A 19,552-nucleotide genomic window follows, 5' to 3' on the forward strand; every position below is an offset into this window, starting at 1 on the left:
CGTCGGGCTCGTCGATGTCTGTGGTACGTATGGCAGGGCTTCCGAGCCCTTCCCCAGCGATCGTTGCGCTACTATCTCCCGGCGAGACCTTCTGGGCGGCCTTCCGGTTGGTGCGCTCGCCAGCGCCGGTGTCCTCTGGACCGTCGGTAGTTTTAGGTGTCGTGGGCATCATCGATATCCTTTTTCGACTCATCGTCGAAACAAACAAAGCGCGCGCGCAATTGGTTTCACGATCGAGGCGACACTGATCTCCGACCGTCCGCTCCCGACCGTCGATCGCTGTTTGCCGGGGCGCCCGGCGCCGGCCCCCTACAGCGGTTGGTCCACTTCTAGGCGGGAACGCTGCCCGGCGCGAACCAATCGAATTGTTTGATGCCGCCACTTTTTACCCTGCCAGGATGAAGGCCCAGCCTCATCCCAGACCAGCGTCTTTCCTAGCGCCAGCTGCAAGTGCCGGGGCCTTGGCCTGAAATATGGCCGTCTGAACTTGGCCGGTCCGCTCACCGATCGCAGCCACGAGCCTGTCGCGATCATTAGTGTATATGGTGGCGGACAGCTTTGCTCGGGAGATCCCTACATAGAAGGACTTCTGATCGACCAGGTTGGTCGCTCTGCTGTCGGCATGGATGATGACGTGGTCGGCGGTCCTGCCCTGCGCCGCAAAGGCGGTATCGACATAGGCATGGGCAATATGCCGGTCGCGGGCGGAATCGAGATGGAGCGTTTCGATCTTCCCTCGTCCAGTCTGGACCGTGGCGGTGCGCGCCTCTTGATCAACCGCAAGGACTTGCGCACGGGCGCCATTCACCCGCCCCGTCTCGCGGTCATTGCGGGTGAACCGGATCGTATCGCCGGCCTTGAGGTCGATCGACTGGGCCAAGAAAGCCTGAGCATGACCTGCCCCCCATTGCCGCAGGCGCCAGTCCACCGCGCGCCCATCCTCGGCCCTGAGCGTGATGGCAGCCTTGACCGGATCTATGCTCTCGACGCGATAGGCTTCTCCCCGCGCCACCCCCTTATCGGCATAGTCACGAGTGAAGCTGACGACGTCGCCCTTGTCGTAACTCAGCGGAGCGCGCGCATCGGCTCGGGTGAGCCCCTTGTTGGTGAGGCTTTCCACGGCAACGGCGGGACCGGTCAATATCTCCGATCGAGCGAGGGCGGTGCGAATGTCTGCGGTCAGCACATCGCGCCCTTCGCGCGACGGCTCGATGATGATGGTGCGGGCACGTCCTGTCTTGTCGAGCGCGGCATATCGCTGGGCGATGGCAGCAAAGCGCTCATTCCGATCCGCGTTTTCTATGACCTGCCCGCCACCTCGATCCAGCGCTGCCATGGCTTTTCTGGCATCCCCATCGATCGACGCCAGCACCGCTTCCTTGGTGGCACCATTGGTCTGTCGCACAATCTCGGCCAGCCTGGCGGTCTCCATGCCAGCGTCCTGCAATTGGGCAAAGGCCGCGCCTGCCTCGACTGAACCCAACTGCTTTACATCCCCGACAAGCAGGATGCGGGCATCATGCTTGGCTGCAAGCTCGAACAGTCGCGCCATATCGTGAGCCGACAACAGGGATGCTTCATCCACGATCCACGCGGCAGGTCGACCAATATCGCCACGCTGCGGTGATAACAGGTGTCGGGCCACGGTATCGCCATTTGTGCCCAGCGCCTGCCCAAGCACCATCGCCGCTGATGCGGTGGGCGCAAGTGCGGTGATCGACACGCCTCGCGCCGCAGCCTCACAGGCAAAGGTCGCCAGTACAGTCGTGGTTTTGGCCGTGCCGGCATAGCCCTGCAGAGCCGTGATCCGGTTGCAACTGTTCAGGAGGTTCTGGGTGGCAGAGCGCTGATCGGGGTTCCAGCCGAAACCTGCGCGCTCGGCTTGCGCTGCAGCGTTGGCAACCGCCTTTGCGGCCGCAAGTGGGGATGCGATTGGGGCAAGTCCCCCACGCCCGTCCGCTTCGATCCGCAGCATCCTGGTTTCGGTCTCGACATTCTGCCGGGTGGTGAACCCGGAAAATTCGGCGCCGCGCCGGTCGATATAGACACGTTCCAGCAAATCCCCCTTCTTCGTGGCCAAATCGATTGCGGCCCCGATCTGCTCGTAGCCGATCCGGCCCAGCCCGATCCGTCCAGCCTCCTGTCTCAACGTGGCCTCGGAAAATAGCGACTGCCGCTCTCCCAGACTGGCGGCGGCATGGGCGACAGCGCGGGCTGCGCCATTCTCGCCCTCAAACGCCATCCTGGCGCGATGAGAAGGATCGGCCATTCTGGCCTGAGCCTCTCTTACCATCATCGACCTCACTTCTGCCCCAAAGCCGGTCTTGGCGGCCCTCTCCCGCCATTGCGCAACAAGTCCCGTCTGGTCGGCGAGGACTTTGGCCTCGCGCGTGTCGAGCGCGGCAATCTGCTTCTCCAGAGCGCTGGCGGCATCACGAGATGTTCCCCTTTCGACAAGCGCTGCCTCGATCTCGGCACTTCGGGTGCTGAACGCGTCAATGACACCGGCTGGCACATCCCTGATCTCGAACATGGACTCCTTGCCGGCATCGATCTCATAGCCGAGCTCTCGCACCTTCAAGGCCAGTTCCTGTCGATAGATGGCTCCAATCTGCTTTTGCAGCTGGTAGAGCGCGCGCGGTTCGAGGCTGCGCCAGCCACCATCTTCACCCTGCGTGGCATTCATGATGACATTGTGGGTATGAAGCTGCGGGTCCTGGGCACGGCTGGTGCCATGCTGGAAGCTGGCAATGACCAGATTGCCGGTCGCCTCGCGCGCAACGGTGCCGCCGTCGCGTACACGGGTCGCGGCCATATGCCGTTCGACATGCGCCATCGCGATTTTCACGGCATGGCCATGGGCGTCAATCAAGCGCCGGTCGCCTGCCACCTGGGCCATGATCGACACCGACTTGGGGGCGCTCAAGGTCACGTCCCAGCCGGGACGGTGGTGAAGCGCGCCATCCCGAAAGGCGCCGAGCTGCAGATCGCCGATCCTGCCGTCCAGCAAGGCACGGAACTGGTCGCGGTCCACCTCCCCGCACAGACCCAGCGCTTCGGCGCCCTGGCCCTGCCAATGGGAGGGCGACAAACCGCCCTCGGCATAATAGTCATCGGCCTCATAATAGCTGCTCGCCTGCGCCGAGCTGGTCAATGCCGATACCGATGCCACCATCATACTGGCCCTTGGCTCTCGGGCTGGGTGGAAAGCGGTGACGACGCTGCTGGAGATGGCGGTGCCGGAGATATCGGGGACGCTGGCGCAGCCTTGCCCCAGAGCATGGTCGCCGGATCGGCTTCAATAAGCCGCGGCTGGCGTGGGGGGCCGCGCCGCGCGACATGATCGGCGGTCAGCCGGATTTTGGCTACTGGCAATCCGTCGGGCAGCAGCAAATAGCCATCATGCCGCGCAAGGCGCAGTTCGCTCTCGAAGACGGCCGGGCGGACTTCTCGCCGCTTGCCCAAGCTGATTTGGTGGCCCTCATCACCGTCTACCAGAATGTCGGCCTTGGTCCGCATTTCCATCTCGCACTCGCCGATGGTCTGGCTGGCCCATTTCCTCGTTTCGCTGTCGATGCTTTGCAGGAACAGCTTGCTGTTACAGCAGCCCAGCATGGCCTCGGCGATCTGCGGCCCGTAGCGGTGCTGCATCTGCCCCAGCGCCTGGAAGGTCAATATCACCGCCGCACCAAATTTGCGGCCCTCGGGCAGCAGCCGCGCCAGATTGTCGACGCGGGGCAGGTCGGCCAGTTCATCCAGCACGAACCAGATGCGCCGTGTATCGGAAGGGGGCAGGCCCAGCACGGCGCTTGCCGCACATTCCAGCCAACAGGCGAGCAAGGGTTTGGACGCTTCGAAATAGTCCTCCTTTCTCGGCACGAATATCCAGGGCCGCGCGCCGGAATGCCGATCGAGCCCATTGAAGAAGGTGCGAAAGGCAAAGGGATTGTCCTTGGCGCCCTCGGCGCGCAGGAACTGGATAAGGTCCGCGGCCTTGGCGAGCATGAAAAGGACGCTGCCCGTTGCCCGGTCGGCATCATCGGCAAAGGTGCGTGCCGATGAACTGGTGGCGAGCCATTGCTTGAGATCATCCCTGGTCCGGTTTTTCAGGGCATGAAGCAGGTTTGACAGAGTGCCATTCTTCTCTCGCCACAAAGCCCTGATCATGTTGGCGACAAGGATGCGGCTGGTATCGAGCCACACGTCGCTATCATGTTTCCCGGTTTCGGTGATCAACTGGTGGGCGATGCGGTCGGCATCGGCGGGATGGGCGATCTCGGCGAACGGCGACCAGAAGGCGCAGCGCGCATCGAACGGATTGAGGATGATATCGCCGCGCGCCGGATCGTAATAATGTGCGATGAACTCGCCGCTTGTGTCATAGACCAAAGCAGCTTCGCCACGCGCCTCGATACCGTCGAGCAATTGCCGCAAGGCTGTGGTCTTGCCGCTCCCGGTTGTGCCGATCATGGCCATGTGACGGGTTTCGAGGCGGGTGGGAATTGGTACCTTTCCAATCGAGAGGGTGCGGGCATCGGCCTGCCTGCCGGTCAGCCTGGCGAGTTTCTTCTCGTCCGCCACCTGCGTTCCGCCGATCCAGCGATCGGCCAGCAGGCGCTCACGTCGCCGGGCCATCGCATGACGCAAGGCGATCAGCGCAATGAGCCAGCCAGCAAAGCCCAGCATGCTGCCGCCTTTGATGCAGGCCCAGAGAAGATCCACTTGGTGGTGGAAATAGGGATGGGCGATGATCTGGCGGGCCGATCGTCCTTCCTCGATATGGTCGGGATAGTGGACATCGATTCCCGTGTCCGCCTTCCAGGCCGATACGGCCAAGAGTTTGGTCCTGGCCCAATAATAGGTGCCGGTGGCCAGCATGCTGTCCTTGTTCAGCAGGATGGTCGGCAAGGACAGTCCGCCGATGGCGATAGAGGCCAGCATCACCAAGGCCTGCCGCTTGAGGCGCGCGCCCTCGATACCGAGATGATGCTTGCGCAGGGCGTCTGCATGGTCGCGGCGATCGTCTCGCCGGGTCATGATCGATGTTCCTGCGCGAGCCGCCGCTGCCGATCATAGGCGGCATGGATCTCCTGGGTGAGGACTTCGTCGCTCTTGCCTGCGCCGCTCGCCGCGCTGCGGGCGTAGCAATAGGCTGCGCAGGCGGTGAACAGCGTGCGGTCGAGCATATGCTCGAGGACGATGACATGCGTGCCGACCGCTGCAAGTTCGGTCACGATCTCGCGGGTGTCGATCGCGCTGCCTGTTCCCTGGACGAGGGCGATCAGCCCCTGGTCCACGACCCGAGCGAGCATGGCATATTCGCTCAAGCCGCGCTGCCGGGCGAATTCGGCAAGGATGCGATGCTGGGCTGGAGAGAGCCGCACGGTTTGCGCCCGAGCGCTCATCGCACTACCTGTGACGAGATGCTATTTGCCATCGCTAGAAATGGCGCAATTGCGCCATGTCCGCGCCGTTGCCTTTGGCGAGATGCTATCGGCATCCCGTCAACCCCGCAGAAATGGGCGATGCACCCGTGCGTGAGGTGTGTATCAAAATTGCTGGCTCGATGCGGAGCATCGCAGCCCTGGAACCTTGCCCAATGGGCGCCCCAATCAACGCTCGCCAGCATGACCGGCTTCGACCATGCGGCGCTCCGACCGGCAACTGCGACATGGGCGGTAGGACGATGGTTCATCGCGCCGAGCCAGTAGAGTGCCGTACGAAGATCGTCGGCAGCACATCCACAAAGCCATCCTCACCAGGCAAATGAGCGGTGAGCGCCGAACGAGCAGCAGCGCCATCGCCCGGCGGCTTCATCGCGGCGATCCCGCCAGAGAAGAGGCGCGACGCGCGCCAGTCGGTCGGCATGGGGACAAACATATTGCGGGCATCAGCCTCGCGCCTTTCGGTGACACGAGCGACATAGGTGATGGTCTCGGCGGGCAGGGCACGGGCATATTTGCGGTAGGCGTCGACGCGCCCCGGCCCGGCATTATAGGCCGCCAGAGCAAGGCGTAGATCCCCATAGCGGTCGATCATTTCGCGCAGATAAGCAGCCCCTGCCAATATGTTGGCCCTGGGCTCATAGGGAGAGCTACCCAGATGGTGGCGTCTGCTCAGATAAGACCAGGTTGCAGGCATGATCTGCATCACTCCCATGGCGCCAGCATGCGATGCTGCGCGCAGATCGCCTGCACTCTCTGCCGCCATGACGCTGCGGATCAGGTCCTCGGGAAGCGCGAAGCGATACGCGGCTTCGGCGATGATCAGGCCATGCTCTTGGGCGCGTGACGGCGCTGCGATGGCACAGCCTAGGAGGCCGGCCAGCAGAAAACAGGGCAGGCGACGGCGCATGATTGCGGATCTGGCAGTCATGGCTGCGCCTCCCTAGGGCGCGGCAGACTGCGCGACCAGAGCAAGGCATGGTCAGCGGGATTGCGATCGGAGCGCATGAGGTTTGCCCGGAGTGGACGAGAGAAAGACGGGCAATCGAGCAGAAGGGCGATAAAGGGGCCGGCCTTGTCGCTGGTGCGCGTCCAGCCGCAGCCAACGTCGATGCGCGCGTCGCCGCGTGCAAGGACGACATGCCAGTCCGGCGCTGTCGCGCTTGCCTTCTGCCCGGCGGGCAGGACGCGGATGTCGAGATCGAGGCTCAATGTCTGGAGCCGGCCGGCATAGCCGCCGATTACCTTGCGGAATTTACCGATACGCATCGATTTTCTCCTCGTCGGTCTGGGCTGTCGCATCGCGGCGCCACCGCCAGGGCGCATCGGGCGCGGCGCGCGTGAGGATTGGCGTCGCGATCCCGATCACCGTCCGGCTGGAAAGCGGACCGAAATAGCGACTGTCGAAACTGTCGGCCGGCGCATTGAGGAGAAAGAGTTCACCCCTCTCGAGCGTGCGGCACCCAACCCAGCCCGGAAGTGCACGGCCTTCCCGATCCCGCGCGCGGGCGATCGAGCGGGCGATCCCATTTATGCTGATAATGCCTTGGGCGTTGCAGACACGGGCACCGGCCGTCGCTGCGACCCGCTTTAGTAGCGGCACATTTTCGCCTAGATAGCGACGCCGCACCATGAAGGCGGCAAGCCGTGGCGGCGGCATGACGGCGACGAAGGCACCGCGCCGCGCCCGTGCGCCGACATGGACGAGATAGAGCCCGACGGGCGCACTAGCGCTGCTGTTCCAGAGCAGGCGTGGCGCGGGTCCGCTGACTGCAATCATGGCAAAGGCGATGGCAAAGCCCGGCGCTGCGAGCAGCGTTGCGAGACGATAGAAAGCCCGGCTCATCGTCCGAGCGCCTTGCGTTTGCGCCACGCCACATGGCGCTCGGCAGTGTAGGCGCGTGGCTGCTCGCCCGCTGCAATCCGGTCGGCGACATGGCTCCAATGTTCGGGCACGACAGCGCAGGGATCGATGCCGGCCGCTTCGATGGCATCGATTGTCTCGAGCACCAGCTGGACCTTGGGCCCGCCCTCGATGCTGAGCCAGATTTGCGCGCCCGGGCGGACGAATGGCAGCGTCGAACAGGCCTCGCCCGGTATCACCGTGCACATGATGTCGATGCGCGATCGGATCGTGCCATAGTCGCTCGCCGACCACCGAACCAATGCGACAGGACTGTTGGGAGGGAAGCGCAATATGCGTGTGCAGCGCGAGTGGATCGTCTCGTCCACTGCGTTGCCGAAGCGGATCCAATGTTCGATGCGCTTTTCGATCCAGACAAGTTCGATGTCGGTGTGAAGCTTCTTGTCCGCCACGGCTGTGCCGGGGCCGGCGCGGTCCCGTGCTGGCGTCATCTTGCGTCTCGCTCACGGCATGGGGATGCGATCACCAGGCGCGCGGCGCACCGCGTTAGAAGGAATCTGGAAGATTCCTTCCTATTAGCATGGTTAGAGGGGGCGGGATTCCGGACGCGATGCCAGCGGCTTATCGCTGGTCCCGGTTCCCGATAGGACGAGGATCGGGTTCCTGATAGGACGAGCCCACTGGTTCCCGATAGGACGAGGCGAAGTCGGCTCATCGCTGCTGGCTCGCACGGGTTCGGCGCAGGGCGCGCTCATAGCCGCTGAGCGCGATCGGTGCGAAACTCAGCCGCTCGCGTCCACTGTCCCGGTCAATGAGGAGGTGATAGCCGGGCAGCGGCTGACGACGGACAATGTCCCGCAGTTCGAAGGCAAAACGTTTGTAGGGTGACAGTACGCCAGACTTTGCGTGCAGATGGGAAAGGTCGAAACTCCAGCCACCAACTTGTCGGCCGCCATGCTTGCGCACGATTCGATAGAGCCAGCGCTCGAGACCTCCTGTAAGGCGAAAATAGGCGGGATCGATGGTCAGGATGAGCGCACGATCCAGCACAGCTGCATAGAACCAGTCTGGCAGGATCAGCTCGATGCCGAGGGGGCGGCCCTTGCCGTCGAGCCGCTCCTGCCATTCATTTATCCAGGAAAAGCGGTGCCGGCGGCCCTCATGCTGTTGTCGGATCGAGGTCGCGACACTGGTCGCCTGCAGCCGATCGAGCGCCGCCTTCAATCGGTCATAATTGTCGCGGCTGGTCCCGCGTCCGATATAGGTGAGTATCTCGAAGGGCGTGGTCGCCATGAGCCGGGAGGTCGGCCGGCCGGCGTCGCGGGCCTCCACCAGCTGGCTCGCTGCCCAGATCAGGATGTCGGCATCCCAGATCGTCGCCATGCCATGCTGATGCACGGCCTCGACCGATATCCAGGTCTGGCCCATTTCAAAGGCGATCGGCACGGTCCGAGGCGACTTGGCGAGGCTGAAGAAGGGCCATGCCATCAGATCCTGGGCATCGCGGGGCGGGATATTGCCGGGAATGGAACGGAACAGCTCGAGCTGCGCGCGGTCCGGCTCGTCCCGGACGGTGAGAGCGCTATGATGTACCATCGGTTCAGCGCCGTACCGGGCCATCGAACCGGCGGGCGGGCAGGCAGACACCTGAACCCGGATCGGAGGTCGAGCGCCGCAAGCCGAGCGCTGCCCAGCTGTCGAGCGCGTCGATCGTATAGACGACGCGCCCACCGAGTTTGTGAAAAGCCGGGCCGGTGCCATAGCAGCGGTGCTTTTCGAGCGTACGCGGGCTGAGGCCGAGATGCAGGGCGGCGTCGGGTGTCCTGAGATATTGCGGCGAGGACAGGGCGCGATTGGCGCTCATGATCATTCTCCATCGAAGGTGGGCCGGGGATCGAAGATCAGCGGACCGTCCGGCGGAGGATGGCGAAGCGCGTCCGGCATGGTGGAGCGGCTATCTGGATCGCCGGGTTTTTGTCGCACCGCGTAGCGCTCAGGGGCGTAGGAGCCTGCGATAGCCGCCCTCCATCAATGCCCGGGCCTCATCGATGAGGCGCTGGGTGCGGCGGCGCTGGGACGAGGATTTCCATTCGCTGCCCTGCCCCACCTGCATGTGGGCATAGACATGGCTGCGCGCGATTTCGTGTGTCGTCAGCCGGGCTTCGTCCCGCGCGCCGGCAGCATCGAGTATGTCGAGCAGCATGGATAGGCGCTGGCGCTGAAATGACGTGGGGCAAATGCCGGGCGGCGATCGGTCGGCGCGGCCGCCCGCCGTGCGCCGCTCGAAGCGGCGCACCATGGCCTGACGAAGCGCGATCGCGTCGTCTCTGATGACCATATAGGCAAGTGATCTGTCGGCCGGCCCGGGGCGCAGCCACAGGCGGTGCAGACCGCCGCCGTCTGCCAGGACGATGTGACGCCCGTTTTCGAGCAGTTGATCGACCAGAATGTCAGGCCGCCCCTCGAAATCGGAGAGAGCAGGAGCCGCGCCCTCAAACGGCGCGGTGTCCAGGATGAGGACCGCCGGCGCCGCCTGCGGATGCCAGAGCGCGGGCTGCGCTGCGGCAAACATGTCGGGGGCACAGGGGAAAGCTCAGGCCCCAGCGCCGGGCCATCACCTCCCGCGCCGATGGCGCTTGTCCAGCTGGCAGGATGGCAAGCGCATGATATTCGGCGCGGTAGCGTGGGTTGCGGCGGAGAAATTCCTGCGCAAAGCCAGGCAGATCGAGCTGCTGGCGCCCTGCCGCTTCATTGCCACCCATGCCTGTTTGCTCTGCCATGGCGGGAAGTTGGCGTGGCGGCAAAAGCCCAGCCATTCCATCATCAGGGGGGCGCTATCCCCGCAAATGGGGACGGTTCGCCCCCTTGGGGGAGCGAACCTTTCCATAGTCAGTCCGCGCCACGGCGGGGCGGGCGGTTCCAGACCAGATCATGTTCGCCATTCTCGCCCTCGAAAAGTTGCGCGAAGATCGGAGCAGTGAAGCTGGGATCATCGAGTTTGATGGAGAGAAAGGGGCGATCTTCGTTGCGGGTCTTGACCCAGCCGGCACCGACCTCGGCTTCGCCGGCATAGATGCGGTGGGTGGGCGCATGTTCGCTGGTCGTGACCTGTTCGACGATGCGGACCGACTTGGCCAGCAGTGTGAGAGTGATGATCTGGCCCCGATATTCGCCCGAGACCTTCTTGAAGCTGCCGATCTTCGACATGATCCAGTCCTTTTCTGTTGCTCGAGCCGCGCCATTGCGGCCTCGATGCGCATGAGGGGCAGCAACAGGAAGGCGCCGCAGCTGTCAGGCCCGCAGCGCAAGCGAAGGACGGGGCCACAGCCGTTTCTTGGCTCGCGAGGAGCGACGCGAAGCGCCGCGGGGAAGAAACTGCGAGCGGCGCCATTGCGGCAAGCCTTCCAGCCGCAGGCGATGTTGGTGCAGATGCGCAGGGAAAGAGGCCCATGGCGCGGCACGAACGGGCAACGGACATGTTTGACGATCGGCAATGTGGGATGGGTCGGGGATCGGCGCGCACGGCTGAAGCCATGACTGACAAGCGCTCGTCCTCGATCAGGCGGACATCAATCCTTGCGCCCAGCTGTCGCCGATGCCGGCAACGAGGATCTCGGCAGACCGGATCGGCAGCTCTGTCCCGTCCCCAAATCATTCTGCAGGCTTGCGCTGCCTGCTGGATTGCGCTCACCGCTGGCAGGGCAAGGATGATAGCGCAACAAGCAGGCGACCGGTATGGAGACGTGCAGCGATCGCGACCATGCGCAGCAAAATGGTCAGGGGCCACCCCTTATCCAATGAGGGAAGGTGCTCTCTCCCACCGCAGCGCACATCTGCCCGACGACCAGAGCGTGGCGGCAGGGCGCCGCGAACCACAATCCATTGCCGGGCTGTCAGTCGGCACGCCCCGGTCCACCAATGGCGGACCGGGACGCATCGATCAGGCCGGTGCATTCCAGATGATGACCTTGCGCATCGGGTCATTCCCCGGCGCATTGGCGATGTTGCCGTAGATGGTCCCGAATTCCGGGGCCGAGAGAACGACCGAGACATATTCGGCACCGGTCGACTGGGCGAATTTCCTCCAGCCAGCACCGAGCTCGAAACCATTGCTGCGGCTGATGATCCGGTAATCGGGCTCCGCCTCCTTCGATTTGCGGGCGTTGGGCACAACGGTGATGGGGGCACTGATGGTCAGGGTGGCGAGCGTGCCTTCAAGGCTATCGCCCTTGACGATGAGGTTCGCGACGATGGTAGCCATGATGTGATCTCCTTGTCTGCTCGGGACCATTCCCGATGTCCAAGCCCAGGGGGCAGCTGATTACCGACGTCACGGATGGCTATGGCATCCGGGAACCTCCTCGCGGGGTTGACGGCATGAGGTAATCACGCTGCTCCAAGGCCAGGATGAGGGAGAATGGGGCTGGGCAGACAGATGGCGTCAGGTCTGCCTTCACCATGCTCCGAGCCAAGATCCACAGCCTGTGGCACTCTCACAGCAGTCCTGAGAACCCGCGAGTGGACCTGGTTCGACTGTTGGGACAGGAGGGCGGCATGCTGGCACCAATGCAGGGATGATGCGTTTCTGGGCTATCTGATGTTGGGAGATGAGGATATGCCTGCAACCTCCAAGGCGCAGCAAAAGGCGGCCGGTGCCGCTCTTGCCGCCAAGCGCGGCGATCAACCCAAATCGAAGTTGCGCGGCGCTTCAAAGCAAATGGAAGAATCGATGACCGAGAAGCAGCTCGAGGAATTTGCGAGCATAGCTCGCAAGAAGCTGCCCGCCAAGAAAGGCTGACATTGGCCGGTAACGACAACCAGGCGCTGATCATTGCCTGCCCGATGTGCGCGGTGCTCAATCGCGTGCCATCGTCAAAATTGGGTGTCGGCGGGAAATGCGGCAAATGCGGTGGCGATCTCTTCGCGGCGGCGCCGGTCGCACTAAGCACCAGTAATTTCGATGCGCACGCCTTGCGATCCGATATCCCGTTGCTGGTGGATTTCTGGGCAGACTGGTGCGGACCTTGCCGGCAGATGGCGCCAGCCTTTGCTGCGGCCGCTCCGCAACTGGAGCCCTGGTTGCGGCTCGGCAAGCTCGATACGCAGGCCGACCAGGCAATTGCGGCGCGCTATGCTATCCGGACGATCCCGACAATGCTGATTTTGAAAAAGGGCAAGGAGATTGCCCGAGAATCAGGCGCAATGCCGGTACAGGCAATTGTCCAATGGGCACGGCAAGCTTTGCGTCCGGGCTGACAGGCGCGATCCACTTGTGCCTCGGTTATCATAAAGACCGTGCGGGCGAAGATATTGATGGCGGGTAAAGTCGACAAAACTGCAGCTCGGTCAGAGCCTGGACGCAAAGCCGGCAGCGCCCGATTTCTTCCGTGTAGATGTCTGCTACCGAGGGCCTGTCCTGTGCCCCGTCAATAGGCCCCCGCCAGACATGCTGGCAGGGGCCATGAGGCCCAGGCCATGGAGAGATGTCGCTACTCCATCTCTTCATTGTCCGAAAAGATATGCACGGCGTGCGAAGGCGGCATCACGTCAGTCCTTGTCGAGCGCCTTGGCACTCGAGAGATGCTTTTCGACCACAGGCGCTATTTCCCCAGCTGCCTGCTTGAGCGAGGCGATCGTGCCGTCCGCAGCATATTTGCGCATCAGCTCAAGAGCGTCTTCATGGGCATCGACTTGGCCATCAATATATTCCTTGTCGAACTCAGTGCCCTTGAGTGCCTTCAACTCCGCGAGATCCTCCGACTGATCTTTGGTCAGCGTGGCATTGGGCGTTATCGCGGGACTGGCCGTCTTGGCTGCGGCCTTGATCTTGGCGGTCGAATCCGAGTGGGCGGCGACCATCATCCTGGCAAATTCCTTCACCTCAGGAGATTGGGCATTTGTTGCCGCCAGCTTTGCGGCTTCGATCTCGAAGGCGTCGCTCTTGGCGGCCGCGTCCGCAAATTCCTGGCCCGTCGGCGTCGGCATGAGAGCCTGCTGGGCATTGTCGATTGCGTTGCCGGTGGAATTGACGGCCCCTGAAACGGCGGCGCCGGTATCGTTCAATGCGTTGTCGGCCTTTTCTTCCACTTTCGCGCTGCAAGCACCAAGCGCGAGGGCCGCTATCGGTGCGACGCTCATCCACAGATGATTTTTCATGACATCCTCCTCTTTGGATGTCGCTCGAACGTCCGATAGCCGACCGCCGTTCCGCTGACGGGGGCGATTCAAAGCATGTTCTGAAAATCCCGGAAAATCGATCTGCTCACTGCTTCACCGACGAAGAGACCGAGGCGAAGCAGAGATCATGCCATGTTCAATGGCGCGACAAAATAAAAGCCCGCCCGGTTTGCGCCGGGCGGGCAGTAGCAGGCTAAAAGCCTCGGGTCGCTCATGAGCAGATACAAGCTTGCAAGCGAGTCGCCTTGTAGGAATCCGACAAGTCTTGGATACTTTCCGTTAGGGAATGCTTGTCTTTCATGCGTCAGCCCGCCTTGCAGGAAAACGGCGCTCCCAGCGATGCGCCAGGAACTTGCCGGTCCCAAGATCAATTGATGCGCTCAATAGTGGCAAGGCTGAGGCTTCCCAACCATGAAGATTTTCACCATCGGCTATGAGGGGGTGACCCAGGAGCAACTGATCGACGCGCTGAGAGCGGCTGGCGTTGAAGTCCTGGCAGATGTACGGGCCCTACCCCTGTCGCGCCGCCCGGGATTTTCGAAGAATATCCTAGCGGCCGGTCTGCGAGAGGCTGGCATCGACTATGTTGGTTTCAAGGCACTTGGGACCCCTGCGGCAGGTCGCGAAGCGGCGCGCAAGAGGCAGCACGCGCGGCTGGCGGAAATCTATTCAGGTCAGCTCGAACTGCCCGAGGCAATTGTCCAGGCAGCGCAACTGGTCGAACTGGCAAAGGGGCGTCCTACCGCCTTGCTCTGCTTCGAGCGCGATCCGGCAGGCTGCCATCGGACCTTGCTGCTCGATGCCGTCCTGCCACAGGCTGATCGTGTCGACCTCTATCCGGGCTGATGGCCGGATCTGCTGCGAGAACCCCGCCGGCGCGATGTGGCGTAAGCTCCGGCGGCCCGGTGCGGCGCCGAATTTTAGAGATTATCCTACTCGATTTCGGGAACCCCAGCGGACGGGCGACCTTATAGTGGCATGCGCACCGCATCATCCCTGTCCCTGACATTTGATTGCTGGAGCCTTGGGCTTGAGGCTTGGTCCGTCATTGGCATGCGGCTTCCCCGCCTGATGTCCGGAAACGCTTCAGCCATGGCCGAAGCGCAGTTGATGGTCAGAGAGAAGATGGAGGCAGCAGCGCTGCTCCAGTGGAAGTTCATGACCGGTAGCCTTGGCGCCTCGGCCCCTGCGATGATGAGCGCATCAGTTACCCATTATCGCAAGGCGGTTCGCAAGAATCGGCGGCGATTGGCGCGGCCGGCTAGAAAATGAGAGTGCGGCGGTATTTTTTGCAATCAGTATGAAGTGCGCTCGACCACCGCTGGCATGTTTGGCAAAACGCTCCCTCCCCCAGCGAAAGAGGATGCCATGACCGGAAATGAACTGATCGAAGCCGTTGCTGTCCAGCAGGGCGTCACCAAATCGGAGGTGAAGAAGATTATCGACGCAGCCTTGGCCGTTATTGCGGACGCAGCAGCCAAGGGCGAAGATGTCTCGATTGCAGGCTTCGGCAAGTTCAAGGTGAAGCAGAGCGCGGCCCGAGAGGGCAAGAATCCCCGGACGGGCGAGCCGATGACGATCCCGGCATCGCGCAAGGTCGGTTTCCAACCGGCCAAGGCGCTCAAGGACAAGGTCAACAGCTGATAGCAGGCGCCCCGGCATTTTGAAGCGGCGTGACAGTTTTCGTCCGTAATCGATGATCGCGGCGCGCCCTGTATCGGCACGTACTGATAGGACTTCCGGCGAAAGGCTGGCAATGCTGGTTCCAGCGCGCGCTGGATGAGGTTGGACCTCGCAAGAGGCGAGGCAAGGGCAGTTCCGGCTGGAGCGGGATAAGGTCTTGCCCCGCCAGCCTTGAGGCAGGTCGCTTCGCTCTGAAAGGCAGGCGGGGCATCCAGCAGATTGGCGCAGTCCTTGCCGCCCCGTTGGATAGATTTGACTGTTAACAGCAAAATCTGAATAAAATCTGCAATGGCCTGAGGCCATCGAGTCAACCTCAGCCGGCCACCCACTGCAGGCAGGCTGAGGTCAACCGAGAGGGTCGAAAAACCCTGCACCGGTTGATGCAGGGCCAGTCGGGTCGCGCAAGCCGCGGAGACTTGCAGGGGGATAACTGCTTGGTCGATCATTGTTTCCACGAAATAATGACGCAATCGAAATTTATCCGCGATGTGCTTTGCCACCATAGCTGGCCCGAGTCGGGAAAGGCGAAATATGCGGGATCAGGTCGGGAACAGAATGGCTTGAGGGAAGGCCGCCGCGCGCGGCGGCCGCGATTTTTTTCTGGGCGCGTCAAGCCATGGGCAGCGTTTTTGCTGCCCATGGCCATTTGATCAGGCTGTGCTGGCCGTCGATCTTGGACGAGCGGCAGGCGACTCGACCTTGCAGGCGCCGTGACGCGCCGTGCTGATCCCGCCCAAACCACCGGCAGGGCGGGAATTAGGGGGGGCGGCAGGGTGCGAGCGGAAAGGCGCGCTCGAGCGGGCGTCGGCACCGTCAGGGCGCAATGGCAATGGAGCAGCTGCGCAGCAGGTTGCCACCGGTCGCGACGCGCCTAGCAGGTAGCGCCGGCCACTCCCGATTTTGAGAGGAAGCGGCCAGACCTACGCCGCCGCGCAGGCGCGGCGTCCGCAGCCCCCTTTCCTTGCCACCGGGATCGTGACCGCGAGGCATGAGATCTGGCTCGAGATCGGGAAAGCGAAATGAAGCTTGGCCGGCGATGGCCGAGCCGCCATCGATCGCCTGTCACATCATTGTCACAAAGCATCTTGAAACCGGCGGTCATTCGGGCAGAGTTGCGCCACGGACCAGGAGAGTCCTCCCGCTTCGGGAACAGAGGTTGCAGCCAAAGGCAGACAGAAACGCTCGCGGCGCGGCGTGAGGGACGTCGCCAACGGCCCGAGCCAGGAAAAGGGCGCCTTCATGACGTAACGGGTTGGGCCCGCCGGCATGGGCGCAGATCCCAAGTCATGAATCAGGAACAGATAGAGTCGCTCAGCAAGACCATTCTTCGTGCCCTGTCCGCAGACGCCCTTCATGAGGCGATGGACAGGATCGCCATAGCGCTGGGGTTTGACCGCTTTGCCCTCAGCGTCGACGTCGGCCTTGGCGGACATTCGGGCACATCAATGCTTGTGCACAGCTACCCGGCCAGCTGGGCGGATATCTATATCGGCTTCAACCTCGCCCAGACCGATCCGGTCCGAAGAGCCGGCGAAAGCAGTTTGTCGGGCTTTCGATGGCGCGAAATCGAACATCTCATACCGATTACGCCGATCGAGCGGGTCACCTTCGAGACCGGGCGCAAACATGGCATGGTCGACGGCTTCACCGTCCCGCGTCACCTGCCCGGTACGGTCACAGGCAGTTGCACGTTCGTCACCGCCACAGAACGCCCGCTCCCTGAGAGGATGCTCATCATCGCTGACATATTGGGCGCCATTGCCATCGCCCAGGCGAGCCGGTTGTCGGGGTGGCGGCGCCCCATCAAGAAACCGCGCCTCACCGATCGGCAACGCGACTGCGTGCTCTGGGCGGCGCGGGGCAAGACCAACTGGGAGATCGGTCGGATATTGGGCATCAGCAAGGAGACGGTGATCCAGCATCTTAAGGAAGCGCGCGACCGCTATGATACGAGCAACCGCGCCTCGCTCATCCTTTATGCCCTGTTCGACGGGCTGATCAGCTTTTCCGACATATTCCGCTGGCGCGAGCGGGTCTGATCGACCGCACCGCCGCGCGATGCGCGCGGCGGTGCCATCCCCCTTTCTGGGTATAGGCGGGGTCGGGCTGCGATGATGTCATGCGTGCATGTTCAATCATGACAGGAAAAGCACATGCCATCCCCGATCATCCAGGGCCCGCATATCGACCAGGATATGGTGCTCCGCGCCATGTTCGAAGCGCGCAAGCGGGTCTTCATCGACCTGCTCAAATGGGATCTTCCGGTCCTGGCCGACCGCTATGAGGTTGACCATTTCGACACGCCAGACGCGCAATATCTGGTGCTGACCGATACGGAATTGCATCATCGCGCCTCGACACGGCTGCTGCAGACAAACCGGCCCCATATCCTCGCGGACATCTTCCCGCATCTGTGCGCTGGTCCGGTCCCGACCGGCGACCATGTCCGGGAGATCACCCGTTTCTGCCTTGATCGCGACCTCAGGGCCGCTGAGCGGCTTGACGCGCGCAACCAGCTCGTGATCGCGCTTGTCGATCATGCCCTGGCCAATGGCATCGGCTCCTACACCGGCGTCGCCGAGCGCTCCTGGTTCGCGCAGGTCGCGACATTCGGCTGGCGATGCGAAGCGCTGGGCCAGCCGGTTCGGCATCGAGATCAATTACTCGTCGCCCTGCACATCCATATCGATGCAAGCACGCCGTCCATGCTTGAACGGGCGGGGATCCATGCCTCGCTTCAATATCAGCTGAGCGCCCCACGCCATGGGAGGCGCGCATGATGCGCCTACAGGCTTGCGACATTAGCATGCGCGAGACGCTGCTGCGAGACGGCTACTGCGTCATCGAGGATGCGCTGCCGCCAGACGTCATCCATGCGCTCAATGCAGATCTTGAACCCAGTTTTGCCGCCACCCCGCTCTGCCAGGGACGCTTCTATGGCGAGAGGACCAGGCGCTTTGGCGGCCTGCTCAAGCGCTCGCGCCACGCGCAGGCGCTCGTCCTCAACCCGGTCGTCATGGACCTGGTCGAGGCCGTGCTGAAGCCCGCCTGCGACCGGATCCAGCTCAATGTCATGCAGGCGATCGAGATACTGCCCGGCCAAGCCCAGCAATTGCCGCATCGCGATCATGACATGTGGCAGGGTGCCAAGGGGGCGCATGAATATCTTGTCAATGTGATCTGGCCGCTCGATGCCTTCACCCGCGAAAATGGCGCGACACTTGTCTACCCCGGCAGCCATGGCGAAGCCGGCATGGCCAGGGCTGAACAGGAGGAACCCATTGTCGCCCAATGCCCGGCGGGCAGCGCGATCTGCTTTCTTGGCTCGACGGCCCATTGTGCAGGCGCCAATATCAGCCAGAGCGCCAGGCGTGCCATCGTGGTCGGATACTGCCTTGGTTGGCTCAAGCCCTATGAGAATCAGTGGCTCGCCTATCCGCCTGCAGTGGCCAGACATTTCAGTCCCGAACTTGCGGCGCTGGTCGGCTATGCCCAGCATCGCCCCAATCTGGGCAATTATGAAGGTCAATGCCCGTCGATCCTGCTCGGTGACAATCTGCCCGACCATGTCGGTGCGATCGATGCGCTGCGGCCCGATCAGGAGGCGCTGCTGGCCGCGTATTTGGAAAGCGGTGGAGAAGGGAGATGAGTCCGGCCCACGTGCTCGAGCCCACCTATGATGCGCTGCGCCGGCGGCTTATCGCCGGAGCCTGGCCGTCGGGCTTTCGCCTCGAGGCGACCAAGCTGGCGCTGGAGCTGGGCGTCAGCATCACCCCTGTGCGCGACAGTCTCAATCGCCTTTCGGGCGAGCGGCTGGTCCAGGCCACGGCAGGGATCGGCTTCCATGTGCCCCGTCTCGATGCCGCCGATATCAGCCAGTTGCTCGACTGGCACCAGATACTGCTCGGCATCGCGGTGCAACGGCTCGAAGCTAGCCAGGCCGCACTGACCATTCCCCATGGCCATAATGGCATCGCGGATCATAGCGCGATCCTGTTCGGTTCGATCGGCATGGCGGCCGGCAATGGCGAACTGGACCGGGCGGTCGCCAATGCGGCGGCGCGGCATGGCCCCTATCGCCGTATGGAAACCGAATTGCTGGCCGACGCCCCAGCCGAAATCGAGCGGATCGACCAATTTGCGCGCGCCGGGAGATGGCAGGCGCTCAAGGCGCTCCTGGAGCATTATCATGAGCGCCGGCGCGCGATCGCGTCGCAATTGGCCCAGGCGGTTCGCGACAGCTGATCGCGCAATCGACGGGGCCAAGGTCAAGGCCGGCACGATCATCCTCGCGTCTCCAATCCCGACTCCGATCATCGCTGGAAAAGCGTTTGGAATTGCAACGCAATATCGCCTGAGGGAAGATGCCCCCACCCCGAAGGCC

The 19,552-nt window shown here is 62.8% G+C and carries 24 protein-coding genes; 9 read left to right on the forward strand and 15 right to left on the reverse strand.

All coding sequences use genetic code 11. The features are described from left to right. Positions 1 to 412: 412 nt before the first annotated feature. The 13 genes from mobF to DIZ22_RS19150 all read right to left on the reverse strand — a co-directional run bounded on the left by mobF (position 413) and on the right by DIZ22_RS19150 (position 11,569). Complete coding sequence (gene mobF, locus DIZ22_RS19085) at positions 413 to 3,175, reverse strand: MobF family relaxase (protein WP_072895503.1); 2,763 nt, start codon at positions 3,173 to 3,175, stop codon at positions 413 to 415. Further along, positions 3,175 to 5,037 (reverse strand): type IV secretion system DNA-binding domain-containing protein, encoded by a 1,863-nt coding sequence (locus DIZ22_RS19090; protein ID WP_072895467.1) that lies wholly within the window; start codon positions 5,035 to 5,037, stop codon positions 3,175 to 3,177. The genes mobF and DIZ22_RS19090 overlap by 1 nt, the downstream gene beginning before the upstream one ends. Beyond that, positions 5,034 to 5,384 (reverse strand): hypothetical protein, encoded by a 351-nt coding sequence (locus tag DIZ22_RS19095; RefSeq protein WP_235654629.1) that lies wholly within the window; start codon positions 5,382 to 5,384, stop codon positions 5,034 to 5,036. The genes DIZ22_RS19090 and DIZ22_RS19095 overlap by 4 nt, the downstream gene beginning before the upstream one ends. 307 nt (positions 5,385 to 5,691) lie before the next feature. Continuing rightward, positions 5,692 to 6,375 (reverse strand): lytic transglycosylase domain-containing protein, encoded by a 684-nt coding sequence (locus DIZ22_RS19100; protein WP_122928577.1) that lies wholly within the window; start codon positions 6,373 to 6,375, stop codon positions 5,692 to 5,694. Further along, positions 6,372 to 6,713 (reverse strand): DUF736 domain-containing protein, encoded by a 342-nt coding sequence (locus DIZ22_RS19105; RefSeq protein WP_072895458.1) that lies wholly within the window; start codon positions 6,711 to 6,713, stop codon positions 6,372 to 6,374. The genes DIZ22_RS19100 and DIZ22_RS19105 overlap by 4 nt, the downstream gene beginning before the upstream one ends. Beyond that, positions 6,700 to 7,290: a S26 family signal peptidase gene (locus tag DIZ22_RS19110; protein ID WP_072895456.1), complete on the reverse strand. Its 591-nt coding sequence runs from the start codon at positions 7,288 to 7,290 to the stop codon at positions 6,700 to 6,702. The genes DIZ22_RS19105 and DIZ22_RS19110 overlap by 14 nt, the downstream gene beginning before the upstream one ends. Continuing rightward, on the reverse strand, positions 7,287 to 7,799 hold the full coding sequence (locus tag DIZ22_RS19115) for a DUF2840 domain-containing protein (RefSeq protein ID WP_004209619.1): 513 nt from the start codon (positions 7,797 to 7,799) through the stop codon (positions 7,287 to 7,289). The genes DIZ22_RS19110 and DIZ22_RS19115 overlap by 4 nt, the downstream gene beginning before the upstream one ends. A 220-nt stretch (positions 7,800 to 8,019) precedes the next feature. Beyond that, on the reverse strand, positions 8,020 to 8,904 hold the full coding sequence (locus DIZ22_RS19125) for a replication initiator protein A (RefSeq protein ID WP_122928580.1): 885 nt from the start codon (positions 8,902 to 8,904) through the stop codon (positions 8,020 to 8,022). 4 nt (positions 8,905 to 8,908) lie between these two features. Then, on the reverse strand, positions 8,909 to 9,172 hold the full coding sequence (locus DIZ22_RS19130) for a helix-turn-helix domain-containing protein (RefSeq protein WP_004209621.1): 264 nt from the start codon (positions 9,170 to 9,172) through the stop codon (positions 8,909 to 8,911). A gap of 129 nt (positions 9,173 to 9,301) precedes the next feature. Beyond that, the gene (locus tag DIZ22_RS19135) at positions 9,302 to 9,880 is read right to left on the reverse strand and encodes a DUF2285 domain-containing protein (protein ID WP_072895446.1); all 579 of its coding nucleotides are present in this window, start codon (positions 9,878 to 9,880) and stop codon (positions 9,302 to 9,304) included. Next, positions 9,801 to 10,124, reverse strand: coding sequence for a DUF6499 domain-containing protein (locus tag DIZ22_RS22295; protein WP_313039205.1), 324 nt, complete (start codon positions 10,122 to 10,124; stop codon positions 9,801 to 9,803). The genes DIZ22_RS19135 and DIZ22_RS22295 overlap by 80 nt, the downstream gene beginning before the upstream one ends. Before the next feature lie 73 nt (positions 10,125 to 10,197). Beyond that, complete coding sequence (locus DIZ22_RS19145) at positions 10,198 to 10,515, reverse strand: DUF736 domain-containing protein (protein ID WP_072895440.1); 318 nt, start codon at positions 10,513 to 10,515, stop codon at positions 10,198 to 10,200. A gap of 733 nt (positions 10,516 to 11,248) precedes the next feature. Continuing rightward, positions 11,249 to 11,569: a DUF736 domain-containing protein gene (locus DIZ22_RS19150; protein WP_004209624.1), complete on the reverse strand. Its 321-nt coding sequence runs from the start codon at positions 11,567 to 11,569 to the stop codon at positions 11,249 to 11,251. A gap of 354 nt (positions 11,570 to 11,923) precedes the next feature. Here DIZ22_RS19150 and DIZ22_RS19155 point away from each other — a divergent pair, with 354 nt between their 5' ends. Together DIZ22_RS19155 and trxC are read left to right on the forward strand one after the other, a co-directional pair. Beyond that, a complete protein-coding gene (locus tag DIZ22_RS19155) occupies positions 11,924 to 12,106 on the forward strand; it encodes a DUF3008 family protein (protein WP_004209625.1) in 183 nt (60 codons plus the stop codon). Positions 12,107 to 12,108: 2 nt separating this feature from the next. After that, positions 12,109 to 12,564: a thioredoxin TrxC gene (gene trxC / locus DIZ22_RS19160; RefSeq protein ID WP_080604481.1), complete on the forward strand. Its 456-nt coding sequence runs from the start codon at positions 12,109 to 12,111 to the stop codon at positions 12,562 to 12,564. Between the two features lie 291 nt (positions 12,565 to 12,855). Here the strand turns inward: trxC and DIZ22_RS19165 are convergent, their stop codons facing one another. Beyond that, a complete protein-coding gene (locus DIZ22_RS19165) occupies positions 12,856 to 13,464 on the reverse strand; it encodes a DUF4142 domain-containing protein (RefSeq protein WP_063141878.1) in 609 nt (202 codons plus the stop codon). Between the two features lie 432 nt (positions 13,465 to 13,896). Between DIZ22_RS19165 and DIZ22_RS19170 the strand changes: the two genes are divergently transcribed. The 3 genes from DIZ22_RS19170 to DIZ22_RS19180 all read left to right on the forward strand — a co-directional run bounded on the left by DIZ22_RS19170 (position 13,897) and on the right by DIZ22_RS19180 (position 15,129). Further along, the gene (locus DIZ22_RS19170; RefSeq protein WP_004209627.1) at positions 13,897 to 14,331 is read left to right on the forward strand and encodes a DUF488 domain-containing protein; all 435 of its coding nucleotides are present in this window, start codon (positions 13,897 to 13,899) and stop codon (positions 14,329 to 14,331) included. A gap of 246 nt (positions 14,332 to 14,577) precedes the next feature. Next, the gene (locus DIZ22_RS22300; protein WP_235654630.1) at positions 14,578 to 14,757 is read left to right on the forward strand and encodes a hypothetical protein; all 180 of its coding nucleotides are present in this window, start codon (positions 14,578 to 14,580) and stop codon (positions 14,755 to 14,757) included. Between the two features lie 54 nt (positions 14,758 to 14,811). Next, on the forward strand, positions 14,812 to 15,129 hold the full coding sequence (locus DIZ22_RS19180; RefSeq protein WP_164488933.1) for an HU family DNA-binding protein: 318 nt from the start codon (positions 14,812 to 14,814) through the stop codon (positions 15,127 to 15,129). 1,112 nt (positions 15,130 to 16,241) lie between these two features. On the opposite strand, the gene DIZ22_RS22305 is transcribed toward DIZ22_RS19180, so the two are convergent. After that, the gene (locus DIZ22_RS22305; protein WP_235654846.1) at positions 16,242 to 16,601 is read right to left on the reverse strand and encodes a hypothetical protein; all 360 of its coding nucleotides are present in this window, start codon (positions 16,599 to 16,601) and stop codon (positions 16,242 to 16,244) included. On the opposite strand from DIZ22_RS22305, the gene DIZ22_RS19185 reads away from it, so the two are divergent. From DIZ22_RS19185 to DIZ22_RS19200, 4 genes are all read left to right on the forward strand, one after another. Continuing rightward, complete coding sequence (locus DIZ22_RS19185; RefSeq protein ID WP_235654842.1) at positions 16,530 to 17,207, forward strand: LuxR family transcriptional regulator; 678 nt, start codon at positions 16,530 to 16,532, stop codon at positions 17,205 to 17,207. The genes DIZ22_RS22305 and DIZ22_RS19185 overlap by 72 nt on opposite strands. A 114-nt stretch (positions 17,208 to 17,321) precedes the next feature. Beyond that, complete coding sequence (locus DIZ22_RS19190) at positions 17,322 to 17,948, forward strand: acyl-homoserine-lactone synthase (protein WP_097385148.1); 627 nt, start codon at positions 17,322 to 17,324, stop codon at positions 17,946 to 17,948. After that, positions 17,945 to 18,817 (forward strand): phytanoyl-CoA dioxygenase family protein, encoded by an 873-nt coding sequence (locus DIZ22_RS19195; protein WP_097385149.1) that lies wholly within the window; start codon positions 17,945 to 17,947, stop codon positions 18,815 to 18,817. Before DIZ22_RS19190 ends, DIZ22_RS19195 begins: the two co-directional genes overlap by 4 nt. Then, positions 18,814 to 19,413: a GntR family transcriptional regulator gene (locus DIZ22_RS19200; protein ID WP_122928584.1), complete on the forward strand. Its 600-nt coding sequence runs from the start codon at positions 18,814 to 18,816 to the stop codon at positions 19,411 to 19,413. Before DIZ22_RS19195 ends, DIZ22_RS19200 begins: the two co-directional genes overlap by 4 nt. The last annotated feature ends 139 nt before the right edge of the window (positions 19,414 to 19,552 follow it).

This window comes from Sphingobium sp. LF-16, assembly GCF_003711185.1.
GTDB classification, from domain to species: domain Bacteria; phylum Pseudomonadota; class Alphaproteobacteria; order Sphingomonadales; family Sphingomonadaceae; genus Sphingobium; species Sphingobium yanoikuyae_A.